The organism is Enterobacter cloacae complex sp. P29RS, from assembly GCF_014893445.1.
Taxonomy (GTDB): domain Bacteria; phylum Pseudomonadota; class Gammaproteobacteria; order Enterobacterales; family Enterobacteriaceae; genus Enterobacter; species Enterobacter intestinihominis.
The window spans coordinates 17,967-31,168 of sequence record NZ_JADBPZ010000008.1; the positions used below are offsets into that span (position 1 = coordinate 17,967).

Genomic DNA, 13,202 nt, shown 5'->3' on the forward strand with positions numbered 1-13,202 from the left:
CATAAATTCAGCATCCCGATCTTTTCTTTGGAACCGGTTCCATCTAGCGTAATACTATCGATTACGCCCTGGAGTCAGGAAATGAGCAGGAAAATTATGGTGGTCACCGCCGCGTATGGCGCGGATCAGGTGCGACAAGCAGGCGGTCAACGGGCGATGCTTCCCGTTATTGCCGGCGCAGGGGCTGATGGCGTTGAAATCCGCCGCGAGCTCTTCAGCAGCGACGAGTTAATGGCCCTGCCTGCGCTCGGCGAGTCCATTGAACTGCTGGGTTTACTGGCGTGCTACTCCGCCCCGGCCCCCCTGTTTATGCCCGATGGAACCCTCAACCCGGATCTTCCGCGCTACCTTAGCGAAGCCAGCACCCTGAACGCGCTGTGGCTTAAAGTCTCGCTGGGCCATTTCAGCGACAAACAACCGCTTGAAGCCCTGCGCGTACTGCTGGATGAAAGCGGCATGACGCTGGTGGTGGAAAACGACCAGACCGACTGCGGTCAGCTCGCTCCGATGCAGCGCTTCAAAGCCGCCTGCCGGGTAATGGCGCTGCCGGTCACGCTGACGTTCGATATGGGCAACTGGCTGTGGGTTGGCGACTCCCCGGAAGAGGCTGCACGTCAGTTGGCTCCCGCCGTGAGCTACATTCATGTGAAGGCCGCGGTCCCGCATAAGGCGCAATTCCGCGCCGTCGCGCCGGATCAGACCGATTCTCGCTGGCGGGATCTGCTTAATCAACTCCCTGCCGATGCGCCACGCGGTATCGAATTTCCGCTGGAAGGGACGGATCTCACCGCCGTCACCCGCCATTACGTCAACCTGCTGCGCGAGGAGTAAACCATGCACAAGACGCTGGATGTCATCACCATCGGCGAGGCCATGGCGATGTTTGTCGCCACCGAAACAGGCGAGCTGAGCGCAGTGGAGCACTTTATCAAACGCGTTGCAGGTGCTGAGCTGAATGTTGGTACCGGCCTTGCGCGGCTGGGGCTGAATGTTGGCTGGGTAAGCCGCGTGGGAAATGACAGCTTTGGCCATTTCGTACTCGACTCGCTGAAAAAAGAGGGCATTGATGCCGCAGGCGTAACTCTCGACGGACGCTTCCCGACGGGCTTTCAGCTGAAATGTAAAGTTGAAAATGGAACCGATCCCATCGTGGAGTATTTCCGTAAAGGCTCAGCGGCAAGCCATCTCTCCGTGGATGATTATCACGCCGCGTATTTCTCCTCTGCGCGCCACCTGCACCTGAGCGGCGTGGCGGCGGCACTCTCGGCCAGTTCGTACGATTTACTCGATCATGCCGCTTCGGCAATGAAAGCGCAGGGCAAAACGATCTCCTTTGATCCGAACCTGCGTCCGGTGCTGTGGAAAAGCGAAGCGGAGATGGTTGAGAAACTCAACCGACTGGCGTTTCAGGCGGACTGGGTACTGCCGGGGGTAAAAGAGGGAATGATCCTCACTGGCGAGAGCACGCCGGAAGGCATTGCTGATTTTTACCTCAACAAAGGAGTAAAAGCTGTGGTGCTGAAAACCGGTGCTGACGGTGCATGGTTCAAAACTGCCGACGGCGAGCAAGGCGCCGTCGCTGCGGTAAAAGTCGATAACGTGGTCGATACCGTGGGTGCGGGCGATGGGTTTGCCGTCGGGATCATCAGCGCCCTGCTGGAGGGCAAACCGCTGTCGCAGGCCGTGGCGCGAGGCAACAAAATTGGTTCGCTGGCGATTCAGGTGCAGGGCGACAGCGAAGGATTACCAACACGAGCAGAGCTCGGAGTCTGAATTCCCTCTCCCTGTGGGAGAGGGCCAGGGTGAGGGCAGCAATCCGCACCAGATAATTAAGCCACCGTGTACCCTACAGACAACGGCGGCAACAACCTCAACAACAGAGGCAAGCCTATGAACAGTTCGACCAATGCAGTAAAACGCTGGTGGTACATCATGCCAATCGTGTTTATCACGTACAGCCTGGCGTACCTGGATCGTGCCAACTTCAGTTTTGCATCCGCCGCCGGGATCAACGAAGACCTCGGGATCACCAAAGGGGTTTCCTCCCTGCTGGGCGCCCTCTTCTTCCTGGGTTATTTCTTCTTCCAGATCCCCGGCGCGATTTACGCTGAACGCCGCAGCGTGCGAAAGCTCATTTTCATCTGCCTGATCTTATGGGGTGCATGTGCATCGCTTACTGGCGTGGTGAATAACATTCCTGCTCTGGCGGCTATTCGCTTTATTCTCGGCGTGGTTGAGGCGGCCGTCATGCCAGCAATGCTGATTTACATCAGCAACTGGTTCACAAAATCTGAGCGTTCACGTGCCAATACGTTCCTGATACTCGGTAACCCGGTCACCGTGCTGTGGATGTCGGTGGTTTCCGGCTATCTGATCCAGTCCTTCGGCTGGCGCGAGATGTTCATCATCGAAGGGGTTCCCGCGATTATCTGGGCCTTCTGCTGGTGGGTGCTGGTGAAAGATAAGCCAGCCCAGGCAAAATGGCTTTCTGAAGACGAAAAAGCCGCACTCCAGGCGCAGCTGGATAAAGAGCAGCAGGGGCTGAAAGCGGTGCGTAACTACGGCGAAGCCTTCCGCTCCCGGAACGTTATTCTGCTATGCGCACAGTATTTTACCTGGAGTATTGGCGTGTACGGCTTTGTTCTGTGGCTGCCGTCGATTATCCGCAGCGGCGGTGAAAACCTTGGCATGGTGGAAGTGGGCTGGCTGTCATCAGTGCCTTACCTGGCTGCAACCATCGCGATGATTATCGTCTCCTGGGCATCGGACAAGCTGCAAAACCGTAAGCTGTTCGTCTGGCCACTCCTGCTGATCGCTGCTTTTGCCTTCATTGGTTCCTGGGCCGTAGGCGCGAACCACTTCTGGGCCTCGTATACGCTGCTGGTGATTGCGGGTGCGGCCATGTATGCCCCCTATGGTCCGTTCTTTGCCATCATCCCGGAAATGCTGCCGCGTAACGTCGCAGGGGGCGCGATGGCGCTGATCAACAGTATGGGTGCGCTGGGTTCGTTCTTTGGCTCGTGGTTTGTGGGCTATCTGAACGGCGCCACCGGCAGCCCTTCAGCTTCTTACATCTTTATGGGGGTGGCGCTTTTTGCCTCGGTATGGCTTACTCTGATCGTTAAGCCTGCTAATAATCAACAGCTACCCGTCGGCGCACGCCACGCCTGAATCCTTTTAAATCAACGGAGATTAGCATGAAGCCGTTCGTCATTTTGTACAAAGCACTGCCTGAAGATCTGCAAAAACGCCTGGAGGAACACTTTACCGTTACCCGGGTAAAGAACCTCAGCCCGCAAACCGTGGCACAGCACGCCGACGCGTTTGCCTGCGCCGAGGGCCTGCTGGGTTCAAGCGAAAAGGTGGATGCAGCGCTGCTGGAGAAAATGCCGAAGCTTCGTGCAACCTCAACCGTTTCTGTGGGCTACGACAATTTCGACGTGGATGCGCTTAACGCGCGCAACATCCTGCTGATGCACACGCCACATGCTCTGACGGAAACCGTCGCCGACACGCTGATGGCGCTGGTGCTCAGCACTGCTCGTCGCGTGGTGGAAGTTGCTGAGCGCGTGAAAGCGGGCGAATGGACGAAAAGCATTGGCCCGGACTGGTTCGGCGTGGACGTACATGGCAAAACGCTGGGGATTGTTGGGATGGGCCGTATCGGTCTGGCGCTGGCACAGCGCGCCCATTTCGGCTTCAACATGCCCATTCTGTATAATGCACGCCGTCATCACGCTGAAGCTGAAGAACATTTCAACGCCCGTTACTGCGAGCTTGATACGTTGTTGCAGGAAGCCGACTTTGTCTGCCTGATCCTGCCGCTGACGGATGAAACGCGTCATCTCATCGGCAGGGCGGCGTTTGAAAAGATGAAGAAATCGGCCATTTTCATCAACGCAGGTCGCGGCCCGGTGGTCGATGAGAAGGCGCTGATTGAGGCACTGCAAAACGGTGAGATCCACGCCGCCGGTCTGGACGTGTTTGAACAGGAGCCACTGCCGGTGGATTCTCCGCTACTGAACATGCCAAACGTCGTCGCCCTGCCCCACATCGGCTCTGCAACTCATGAAACACGCTACAACATGGCGGCGACCGCCGTGGATAACCTGATTGCCGCGCTCGGCGGTAAAGTGGATAAGAACTGCGTTAACCCGCAGATACAACAGTAGAAACGAAAAAACCCGCCAGAAGGCGGGTTTTTGAATTTTGTGCTACTGGGTTGGAAGCTTACAGGCTTACAACGTTACCAGCTGCTGGGCCTTTAGCGCCGCTTTCGATGGTGAAGGAAACTTTCTGACCTTCATCCAGAGATTTGTAGCCATCGTTCTGGATAGCAGAGAAGTGTACGAACACGTCTTTAGAGCCATCGTCAGGAGTGATGAAGCCGAAACCTTTATCAGCGTTGAACCATTTTACCAGACCAGTCATTTTAGCAGACATAGAAATTACCTTATTAACAAATATATTGTGCCTTCCGGCTTGATGGATTGCGTTACAGATTTTTAAGCGATGAAGGAAGGGTCACTACGAAGGGTATCTATGGATAACAATCTGGACTGCTTTACTAAACTGCTTTAGGTCTGTGTAACAAACCGACGAAGATAGTTATACCGATATGGTAGAAGAATGACAAGCGTTATTTTCATCATGCATAAAAAAACCCCGCCGAAGCGGGGGTTTTTCTTATTCCGTTGCAGCGACCGCTGCGCTCCAGGCCTGGCTAAAGGCCTGATGCTGGGACGCCAGCGGCCCTATCAGCGTATTGTACTGACTCGCCTGCTGGGAGGTCGGGAACTGGATACCGTTAGAGACGAAGCTCACCTGCGTACCCTGCTCATTAATAAAGTCACCCACCTGAACCAGCTGCTGAGTAAAGACTTGCGCCGCCGGGATCAGTGGTTGCAAGGCGTTTGACGGCTTGGTCACGACTTTCTCATACACCTGGTCATAAACCGGCTTGAGATCCTCGTCCTGCTTCAACGCGGAGCGCGACGCATCAGCCTGCATTTTGGCATTTTGCAACTGCTGGCTCAGCACCCCAAGGGCGCCGTTGGACTGGCGCAGCGGTTCGCGCTGGGTCATATAATCCTGTGGAACGCGAATGGCATTGACGCTATCCACGACCGGGCGAATACCCGAATCCATCGCCTGGCTTACCTGCTGTGAATAGCCATACAGAATGGCGTAATCCGACACGAATGGACCAAACTGTTTTTTCTGATCCGCAGTCAGCGTTGGTAAACGCTCGCCGCTACGCATCACTGTATTCTGTAGAAAATCGATAAACGCTTTGCGCTGATCGCCTTCTTTATCGAAACACCCACTCAGGCTAACAACCATCAACAACGCCGCAATAGGCGCAAACCAGCGAGAGCAGGACTTTCCTGTCGCCATTTTATTACTCCTTTCACCCAAAAAGCGCACACCGGCACACGCGTGCCCAACGCTGACAAGGATAGTCCAGGTCAGCCTTGCAAGATAGAGTTTTCATGCAAAACGGGTATTGCCGTTTTTGTACTGACTATTTACAAAAAAATACCTGTGCATCCCTACATATGATTAATCAGGTAATTAGCATAACTATCCATATAGCTGAAACGGGTAAAGCGATCGTTATCGCACAATTAATCACAACCGTGACGATCCTGTGTTTGGTTTAGGGACTATTCTTAACATGCTCTCTGATGTTCATGATCCCGATGTGTGATTTATGAGGAGTTCTCAATGGAATTAAAAGATCCTGAGTTTGAGCTGCTGAGCAGCCTGGAACAGATTATTTTTAAAGATGTACCGCCGACGGTTACCCTGAATCAAAAGTCCAATCCTTTTAGTGAATTTGAGCGTTTACGCAAAGGGTCGGGCCTGAAAACAGATGAATTCGCAAGAGCGATGGGTGTCAGCGTAGCGATGGTGCTGGAGTGGGAGTCAAAGCGTGAAAAACCTACCCCAGCCGAGCTAAAGCTGATGCGCCTGATCCAGGCAAACCCTGACCTTCGCAAGCAGTTAGCCTGATAAAGTTTGTTTGCCCCCGCCCTTGCGGGGGCTTGTGTTTAGAGGCTTTCACATCGCCATCCCGACTCTTCCCACACCAGCTCATGCGTCAGCTTTAATCCTGCTAAAAACGCTTCATCGTGCGACACCACCAGCAGCGCGCCGGGATAATCGGCCAGGGCCGCTTCAATGGCCTGAACGGAAGCCAGATCGAGGTGGTTGGTCGGCTCATCCAGAAGCAACAGCTGCGTTGCCGCTTCACGCCACAATACGCAGGCCAGCGCGGCCTTCAGGCGCTCGCCGCCGCTTAGATCGGCCAGTGGAAGTGTCACTTTCTCCGCGCCCAGCTGAAGCTGCGCTAAACGGGTACGCAGCGCCCCCTCTTCGAGCGGCGTATTGCCCAGGCTAAGGTGTGTCATCACCGACTGCGACAGATCCAGCCGGGAAAGATGCTGATCGAGATAAGCACATCTGACGGAGACCTTACAGGTTCCCGTAACAGGGGCGGTTTCGCCCAACATCACTTTCAACAGCGTGGATTTCCCACAGCCGTTCGGCCCGCGTAGCGCCACGCGCATCGGGCCATCCATTCGCCAGTTTATCGGGGAGACAGGCACGTGCGGAAGCACCAGTTCTTCCAGCACCAGCACCTGTTTCCCTTCCGGGATTTCACTGCCCGGCAGGGTAAACATCACCGCGTTATCCTCTTCAACCCGCTCGCGTGCCTGGCTGACCGCAGCGTTCAAAGCATGGTTTTGATCGCTATGCTGTTTTTTCCAGGAACCAATCCGCTCTTTCGCCGCCCCTTTGTATTTGACCCGTTCAAACGAGGCGATGTTAAGGCTGTCGACCGTGCGAAGCGTTTTGGCCGAACGACGCTGGCTGTCGTCATGCTCTTTATGCATACGGGCGCGGGTACGCTTGCGTTCGGTGGCAGCATGCTCCAGCGCGGCGCGGGCAGCCAGCTGTTCAGCATCACGCTGGGTTCGATAGTCAGCATAATTCCCACCGTAGCTGCGCAAGCCCAACGCGCTCAGTTCAAGGATTCGCGGTACCTGGGCCAGCAACTCACGGTCGTGAGAGGCCACCAGCACCCCGCCCTGATACCGGGAAAGCTGCTCGTAGAACCACACGCGGCCTTGCCTGTCGAGGTGGTTGGTCGGTTCGTCCAGCAGCAGGTAATCAGCATCCGCGGTGAATGCGCCGCACAGCAAGGCACGAATGCGCTCGCCGCCGCTTAGCTCTGCCGCGCGTTTGTTCGGCTCAAAAGAGGGAAGTTTTGCAGCGATAAAAGCCTGGCTTAGCCGTTCAGCCAGATCCCAGTAACCATCGAGCGTGTCGAGATCGTCGGGTTCATAATGACCGCCGTCGATGCGCGTGCGCGCCGCAAAGATCGCGTCGTAACCAAGCAGTCCGGCAAGAGTCGTATCCGCAGAAATATCCTGCTGCTGCGCCACATAGACGTGTGAACCAAAGCGCTCAACGTGACCGCTGGCGGGTTCATCAACCCCTGCCAGCAGACGCAGAAGGCGTGTTTTACCGCTGCCGTTGCGGCCAACCAGCGCACACACTGACGCATCCAGAGAAAGATTCAGTGGACCAAAAAGGATATCGCCCGTCGCAAACTGACAGGTGACCTGATGCAAAATAAAAGAGGGGGATTGCGCAAAATGAGCCATAAGCACTCCTGAATGAAATCAAAACATCCCCTGCCGACGCGATGCGTTGAGCAAGGATCGAAATTCATCAGTCGTGTTTGTTCATTTTTGGGGGGCGCTCCTGAGGGCGAAATTTAACGGGAACAAGAATAACGGCAATGCGCCGCCCATTTCAAGGTTAAATTTTCACCAGCGCTATTGCCCGAGCGTAAAAAACCCGCCGAAGCGGGTCTCACAATCAGATAAACGCAAACGCATCGCCAAACAGACGATCTTCCCGCGCGTCACGCTCGTTGCAGAACAGGTCGCGGGCAATTTTCGCCATTTCAAAGCGACCGGCAATGTAGATATCGTGCCCGGCCAGCGTTCCGTGATCCTGCAATACCGCAGTCAGCACCGTACCGCTGCGCCCGCGCCAGCCCTCTTCCGGCTGCTCGACAACCGGCTCGATGCGCAGGTTTGGATGATTGACGCTCAGCGCTTCCAGCTCAGACAGATCGTAAAGGTGCTTCTCTTCACGGCCGCCCCAGTAGATGGTGATATCGCGATTTGGATTACGCGCCAGCGCCGTCAACAGAATAGAGCGGACATAGGAGAAGCCTGTACCACCGGCAATCAGGATCAGCGGACGGTCTTCGTCTTCACGCAGCCAGGCCTCGCCATGAGGAATATCGACCACGATTTCACGCTCTTTCAGGATGCGATCCATCACGGCCATCGCGTACAGGTTAAGCTCAGACGCACCAATATGCAGCTCAATAAATTCCTTCTCTGCTGGCGTTGAGGCCATAGAGAAAGGACGCTTATCACGCTCGTCCATCACGACCATCAGGTACTGACCGGCACGGAATGAGAATGCCGCTTCAGGAACCAAACGGACGCGATATACGGTGTCGGTAATAGCATCTACCGACGTCACTTTACAGCTTAAGGTTGTCATTCGCTCTCTCTGTCGGGAAGTCTATAGGGCTAAACGGTCTTATTCTGCCTTACCGTTATTCATTATGGCCAGCTCGTCCCAGATCGCGTCAATTCGCGCGGTCACGGCAGGATCTTTTTCGATCGGGCGACCCCATTCACGGTCGGTTTCGCCAGGCCATTTGTTCGTGGCATCCAGTCCCATTTTTGAACCAAGGCCGGAAACCGGCGAGGCAAAGTCCAGATAATCAATCGGCGTGTTTTCCACTAACACCGTATCACGCGCCGGATCCATACGCGTGGTGATGGCCCAGATGACGTCATTCCAGTCGCGGGCATTGACGTCATCATCGCAGACAATCACAAACTTGGTATACATAAACTGGCGCAGGAAAGACCATACGCCCATCATCACGCGCTTAGCGTGACCGGCATACTGCTTCTTCATCGTCACCACCGCCAGGCGATACGAACACCCTTCCGGCGGCAGATAAAAATCAACAATTTCCGGGAACTGCTTTTGCAGGATCGGCACGAACACTTCGTTCAGCGCCACGCCAAGTACCGCCGGTTCATCCGGTGGACGGCCGGTGTAGGTAGAGTGATAGATGGCATCTTCACGCTGGGTAATGTGCGTGACGGTGAATACCGGAAAGTTATCCACTTCGTTGTAATAGCCGGTGTGGTCGCCGTACGGCCCTTCGGGTGCCAGCTCGCCCTGTTCAATGTAACCTTCCAGCACGATCTCTGCGCTGGCTGGCACTTCCAGGTCATTGGAGATGCACTTCACCACTTCGGTTTTGGTGCCGCGCAGCAGCCCTGCAAAGGCATATTCAGACAGCGTATCAGGAACAGGCGTCACCGCGCCCAGAATGGTTGCCGGATCGGCACCCAGCGCGACGGAAACCGGGAAGCGTTCGCCCGGATGGGCCGCGCACCACTCCTGGAAATCCAGCGCGCCACCGCGGTGGGACAACCAGCGCATGATGAGCTTGTTTTTGCCAATCAGCTGCTGGCGATAAATGCCGAGGTTTTGACGCTCTTTATGCGGCCCACGCGTCACGGTGAGGCCCCAGGTAATCAGCGGTGCGGCATCTTCAGGCCAGCACTGCATGATCGGAATTTTGGTCAGATCAACCGCATCGCCTTCCAGCACTTTTTGCTGGCATGGCGCGCCGCGCAGGCGTTTGGTGGGCATATTCAACACCTGCTTAAACTGCGGCAGCTTGTCGAACAGGTCGCGGAACCCTTTTGGCGGCTCCGGCTCTTTCAGAAAGGCCAGCAGTTTGCCCACTTCACGCAGCGCCGTGACATCTTCCTGCCCCATGCCCATCGCCACGCGGCGAGGTGTGCCAAACAAGTTGCACAGTACCGGCATGGCGTAGCCTTTTGGGTTTTCAAACAGCAACGCCGGGCCGCCCGCGCGCAGGGTGCGGTCAGCGATTTCTGTCATTTCCAGATACGGATCAACAGGAAGCGTAATGCGTTTGAGTTCGCCCTGCTTTTCCAGCAGCGCCAGGAAGTCGCGTAGATCGTGGTATTTCATGCAGTTAATCATGGCCTCTCTGTAAGCGCTTCATTATACGGCGTAAGACCGCGTGATGCTGTAATTTTGTTAAATTAGCGTGAACTTCCACGACTTACTCTCTTTTTCGCCATTATAATCACCTTAGCGATCCCGCCAGGGTTTTGGTATGCTTGCGCCCCGAACAATGGGAAGAGTGATTATGCAGGCCTGGTATTTACTGTATTGCAAACGCGGGCAACTTCAGCGCGCACAGGAACATCTTGAACGTCAGTCTGTTAACTGCCTGACGCCCGTGATCACGCTTGAAAAAATGCAGCGTGGAAAACGCACGACCGTCAGTGAGCCTCTGTTCCCTAACTATCTGTTCGTTGAGTTCGACCCCGAAGTGATCCACACCACGACGATCAGCGCCACGCGCGGCGTCAGCCATTTTGTGCGTTTTGGCGCCCATCCGGCAAGAGTACCGTCATCGGTTATTCATCAGCTCTCTGTCTACCAGCAGCCTGAAGATATTACCGATCCGGAAACCCCTTATGCCGGGGACAGCGTGGTGATCACCGAAGGCGCTTTTGAAGGGTTACAGGCCATCTTCGCTGAACCAGACGGTGAAGCGCGTTCTATGCTGCTGCTCAACCTGCTGAACAAAGAGGTGTTGCAGAGCGTTAAAAACACCGATTTCCGCAAAGTTTAGAACTGCACGCCGAACAGACGACGCACGTTGTCATCGGTTTGGGCTGCCAGCCACTGCGCGTCTTCCCCGCGCCAGTACGCCACTCGCTCAGCAATGTGTCCCAGATAAGCCGGTTCGTTACGTCGTGATGCCGGTTTGGGCTGCATATCCCGGGGCAACAGATACGGCGCATCCGTTTCCAGCAACAAACGCTCGGCCGGGATTACGGATAACAGCTCGCGCAGCTCCAGCCCACGACGCTCATCGCACACCCAGCCCGTGATACCCAAGTAAAGCCCTCGGTTCAGGCAATCCAGCGCTTCCTGACGGGAGCCCGTAAAGCAGTGCAACACCGCGCCTGGCAGTTTCTCCAGCCAGGGGTCCAGTAGCGCCAGAAAACGTTCATGCGCATCGCGACAGTGCATAAACACCGGCATCCCCAGCTCTGCAGCCAGCGCGAGCTGGGCGGTAAATGCCATCTCCTGCTCTTCAGGCGTCGAGAAGTTACGGTTGAAATCAAGCCCGCATTCGCCAATGGCAACCACTTCTGGCGTAGCCGCCAGACGATGAAGCGCCTCAGCGCTTTCATGCGTCCACTGGCTGCTGTCATGAGGGTGCACGCCTGCGGTGGACCAGCAGTGTTGATAGCGTTGCGCCAGCTGCCGTGCCTGCTCACTCTCATGCAGATTTGTTCCCGTCAGTAACAGCCCGCTCACGCCGGCGGCAAACGCGCGCGCCACCACTTCATCGCGGTCTTTCGCAAACTGGGCGCTGGTCAGGTTAAGCCCGATATCAAACATACGTATCCCCATATGACAACCGCCCTGTCGGGCGGTTGGTTTTATTCTTTAGTAGTCTCTTCAGACGGCTCGTCTTCTTCGTCCCGGGTACGCCCCTTTCCGACGTAGAAACGAGCGAAGAATACGCCGACTTCAAACAGGCAGTACATGGGTATGGCCAGTAAGGTTTGCGAGAAGACGTCCGGTGGCGTTAACAGCATACCTACGACAAATGCCCCTACCAGGATGTACGGGCGCTTCTTACGCAGATCGTCAGGCGTGGTCACCCCCACCCAGCAGAGCAGGACTATCGCGACGGGCACCTCGAAGGCGACACCAAAGGCCATAAACAGCGCCATCACGAAGCTGAGGTAGCTGGCGATGTCCGTCGACACCTGTACCCCTTCCGGCGCGGTATGCGTCAGGAAGCCGAAGGCCAGCGGGAAGACAACGAAGTAGGCGAACGCCATACCGATATAAAACAGCAGCGAACTGGACACCAGCAGCGGAATAACTAGCTTGCGTTCATGCCTGTACAGCGCGGGTGCCACAAATGCCCAGACCTGATACAAAATGACCGGCGCAGAGGCAATCAACGACACCCAGAAGGTCAGCTTGATCGGGGTAAAGAACGGCGAAGCAACGTCCGTTGCAATCATCGTTGCGCCCAGCGGCATCTGCTTAATCAGCGGTGCGGAAACCACCTGATAGATATCGTTGGCAAAATAGACCAGACATAAAAAAATGAGGAAAACCGCAATAATGCAGTTTAACAGACGCTTACGCAGCTCAATGAGGTGCGTAATCAGCGGTTGAGTATCATCTACTGCCATGTTTACGCTTTATCACTCGACGAGGGGGATGATTCGGAAACGGGCGCGGCGGGTTTTACCTCAGCCGTTTTGACCACGGGCTCTTCCGGCGGCACCTGCTTTTTCACTTCGGGCTCCTGCGGCGATTGCTCTGGCGAAGCAGCCTGATGTTCCGCGCTGGAAGGCGTCACACCCTCGCGCTGCTCTTCGCTGCCCTTCACCACCGGATTATGGATGGTGTTTGCTTCATCACTCGCCTTCTCAGGATCGTTAACGCTGTATGAGCGCTTCATGGATTCAGCCGCTTCGCGCAACTCATCCATGGATGCTTTCAGCTCCGGCGTCAGGTTGTCCATGCTCGCCTTTTCAACCTTTTTCAGGCTGTCCTGAAATTCCTGAAGCTTCAGTTCCTGCGCCAGCTCGTTCTGCACGGTCGTTGCCAGCGAACGGAGCGCACGCACCCAGCCCACGACAGTTTTTACCGCAACGGGTAAACGCTGCGGCCCCAGCACAATCAAACCAATCACAAAGACCAGCAGTAACTCACCAAAACCAATGTCGAACACGAATTACACCTGCTCTTTATCGTGACGTTTGGCCTCTTCCTTTTTGGCTTCGTCCTGCTTATCGGCGATAGATTTAGCGGTAAAATCAGCGTCCTGACCGCTTTTTTCTTGCTTACTCTCATCATCGCTCATGGCTTTCTTGAAGCCTTTGATTGACGCGCCCAGGTCGGAACCAATTGATCCGAGTTTTTTCGTGCCGAACAGCAGCACAACGATGACGGCAATGATCACTAACTGCCAGATACTGATACCACCCATGCGTGTTCCCCAGTGATAG

General features: G+C 55.4%; 15 protein-coding genes. 6 read left to right on the forward strand and 9 right to left on the reverse strand.

What is annotated here, in order from left to right; genetic code table 11:
• The first annotated feature begins 81 nt into the window (after positions 1-81).
• The 4 genes from IM282_RS07680 to ghrB all read left to right on the forward strand — a co-directional run bounded on the left by IM282_RS07680 (position 82) and on the right by ghrB (position 4,172).
• Complete coding sequence (locus IM282_RS07680; protein WP_023305240.1) at positions 82-831, forward strand: sugar phosphate isomerase/epimerase; 750 nt, start codon at positions 82-84, stop codon at positions 829-831.
• Between the two features lie 3 nt (positions 832-834).
• A complete protein-coding gene (locus IM282_RS07685) occupies positions 835-1,773 on the forward strand; it encodes a sugar kinase (RefSeq protein WP_192970291.1) in 939 nt (312 codons plus the stop codon).
• Between the two features lie 117 nt (positions 1,774-1,890).
• Positions 1,891-3,171: an MFS transporter gene (locus tag IM282_RS07690; RefSeq protein ID WP_001089079.1), complete on the forward strand. Its 1,281-nt coding sequence runs from the start codon at positions 1,891-1,893 to the stop codon at positions 3,169-3,171.
• 26 nt (positions 3,172-3,197) lie between these two features.
• Complete coding sequence (gene ghrB, locus IM282_RS07695) at positions 3,198-4,172, forward strand: glyoxylate/hydroxypyruvate reductase GhrB (RefSeq protein ID WP_192970292.1); 975 nt, start codon at positions 3,198-3,200, stop codon at positions 4,170-4,172.
• A 58-nt stretch (positions 4,173-4,230) separates the two neighbouring features.
• On the opposite strand, the gene cspA is transcribed toward ghrB, so the two are convergent.
• Both cspA and IM282_RS07705 read right to left on the reverse strand, forming a co-directional pair.
• Positions 4,231-4,443, reverse strand: a complete 213-nt coding sequence (cspA, locus tag IM282_RS07700) for an RNA chaperone/antiterminator CspA (protein ID WP_003860775.1) — start codon at positions 4,441-4,443, stop codon at positions 4,231-4,233.
• A gap of 243 nt (positions 4,444-4,686) precedes the next feature.
• A complete protein-coding gene (locus IM282_RS07705) occupies positions 4,687-5,397 on the reverse strand; it encodes a DUF3053 domain-containing protein (protein WP_023299059.1) in 711 nt (236 codons plus the stop codon).
• Positions 5,398-5,727: 330 nt separating this feature from the next.
• Here IM282_RS07705 and IM282_RS07710 point away from each other — a divergent pair, with 330 nt between their 5' ends.
• Complete coding sequence (locus IM282_RS07710; RefSeq protein ID WP_003860776.1) at positions 5,728-6,015, forward strand: HTH-type transcriptional regulator; 288 nt, start codon at positions 5,728-5,730, stop codon at positions 6,013-6,015.
• 38 nt (positions 6,016-6,053) lie between these two features.
• Here the strand turns inward: IM282_RS07710 and IM282_RS07715 are convergent, their stop codons facing one another.
• The 3 genes from IM282_RS07715 to ubiD all read right to left on the reverse strand — a co-directional run bounded on the left by IM282_RS07715 (position 6,054) and on the right by ubiD (position 10,125).
• On the reverse strand, positions 6,054-7,673 hold the full coding sequence (locus IM282_RS07715; RefSeq protein WP_192970293.1) for an ABC-F family ATP-binding cassette domain-containing protein: 1,620 nt from the start codon (positions 7,671-7,673) through the stop codon (positions 6,054-6,056).
• 217 nt (positions 7,674-7,890) lie between these two features.
• Positions 7,891-8,592 (reverse strand): NAD(P)H-flavin reductase, encoded by a 702-nt coding sequence (gene fre / locus IM282_RS07720; RefSeq protein WP_003860778.1) that lies wholly within the window; start codon positions 8,590-8,592, stop codon positions 7,891-7,893.
• Positions 8,593-8,631: 39 nt separating this feature from the next.
• Positions 8,632-10,125, reverse strand: a complete 1,494-nt coding sequence (gene ubiD / locus IM282_RS07725) for a 4-hydroxy-3-polyprenylbenzoate decarboxylase (protein ID WP_088581798.1) — start codon at positions 10,123-10,125, stop codon at positions 8,632-8,634.
• A 172-nt stretch (positions 10,126-10,297) separates the two neighbouring features.
• Between ubiD and rfaH the strand changes: the two genes are divergently transcribed.
• A complete protein-coding gene (gene rfaH, locus IM282_RS07730; protein ID WP_032626529.1) occupies positions 10,298-10,789 on the forward strand; it encodes a transcription/translation regulatory transformer protein RfaH in 492 nt (163 codons plus the stop codon).
• Here rfaH and tatD read toward each other — a convergent pair.
• From tatD to tatA, 4 genes are read right to left on the reverse strand one after another with little or no spacing between them, the layout of a single operon-like run.
• A complete protein-coding gene (gene tatD, locus IM282_RS07735) occupies positions 10,786-11,568 on the reverse strand; it encodes a 3'-5' ssDNA/RNA exonuclease TatD (protein ID WP_192970294.1) in 783 nt (260 codons plus the stop codon). The two genes, rfaH and tatD, sit on opposite strands and share 4 nt — an antisense overlap.
• 41 nt (positions 11,569-11,609) lie before the next feature.
• Positions 11,610-12,380 (reverse strand): Sec-independent protein translocase subunit TatC, encoded by a 771-nt coding sequence (gene tatC / locus IM282_RS07740; RefSeq protein WP_022646678.1) that lies wholly within the window; start codon positions 12,378-12,380, stop codon positions 11,610-11,612.
• Positions 12,381-12,382: 2 nt separating this feature from the next.
• A complete protein-coding gene (tatB, locus tag IM282_RS07745) occupies positions 12,383-12,925 on the reverse strand; it encodes a Sec-independent protein translocase protein TatB (RefSeq protein WP_022646677.1) in 543 nt (180 codons plus the stop codon).
• A gap of 3 nt (positions 12,926-12,928) precedes the next feature.
• On the reverse strand, positions 12,929-13,183 hold the full coding sequence (tatA, locus tag IM282_RS07750; RefSeq protein ID WP_063152724.1) for a Sec-independent protein translocase subunit TatA: 255 nt from the start codon (positions 13,181-13,183) through the stop codon (positions 12,929-12,931).
• Positions 13,184-13,202 lie beyond the last annotated feature (19 nt).

What these genes read in the sequence shown, in the direction of transcription:
- IM282_RS07715 (WP_192970293.1), bottom strand. Translation starts at nt 7,673, where the DNA reads ATGGCTCATTTTGCGCAATCCCCCTCTTTTATTTTGCATCAGGTCACC.
- ghrB (WP_192970292.1), top strand. Translation starts at nt 3,198, where the DNA reads ATGAAGCCGTTCGTCATTTTGTACAAAGCACTGCCTGAAGATCTGCAA.
- IM282_RS07680 (WP_023305240.1), top strand. Translation starts at nt 82, where the DNA reads ATGAGCAGGAAAATTATGGTGGTCACCGCCGCGTATGGCGCGGATCAG.
- IM282_RS07705 (WP_023299059.1), bottom strand. Translation starts at nt 5,397, where the DNA reads ATGGCGACAGGAAAGTCCTGCTCTCGCTGGTTTGCGCCTATTGCGGCG.
- IM282_RS07685 (WP_192970291.1), top strand. Translation starts at nt 835, where the DNA reads ATGCACAAGACGCTGGATGTCATCACCATCGGCGAGGCCATGGCGATG.
- tatA (WP_063152724.1), bottom strand. Translation starts at nt 13,183, where the DNA reads ATGGGTGGTATCAGTATCTGGCAGTTAGTGATCATTGCCGTCATCGTT.
- rfaH (WP_032626529.1), top strand. Translation starts at nt 10,298, where the DNA reads ATGCAGGCCTGGTATTTACTGTATTGCAAACGCGGGCAACTTCAGCGC.
- fre (WP_003860778.1), bottom strand. Translation starts at nt 8,592, where the DNA reads ATGACAACCTTAAGCTGTAAAGTGACGTCGGTAGATGCTATTACCGAC.
- IM282_RS07690 (WP_001089079.1), top strand. Translation starts at nt 1,891, where the DNA reads ATGAACAGTTCGACCAATGCAGTAAAACGCTGGTGGTACATCATGCCA.
- IM282_RS07710 (WP_003860776.1), top strand. Translation starts at nt 5,728, where the DNA reads ATGGAATTAAAAGATCCTGAGTTTGAGCTGCTGAGCAGCCTGGAACAG.
- tatD (WP_192970294.1), bottom strand. Translation starts at nt 11,568, where the DNA reads ATGTTTGATATCGGGCTTAACCTGACCAGCGCCCAGTTTGCGAAAGAC.
- tatC (WP_022646678.1), bottom strand. Translation starts at nt 12,380, where the DNA reads ATGGCAGTAGATGATACTCAACCGCTGATTACGCACCTCATTGAGCTG.
- cspA (WP_003860775.1), bottom strand. Translation starts at nt 4,443, where the DNA reads ATGTCTGCTAAAATGACTGGTCTGGTAAAATGGTTCAACGCTGATAAA.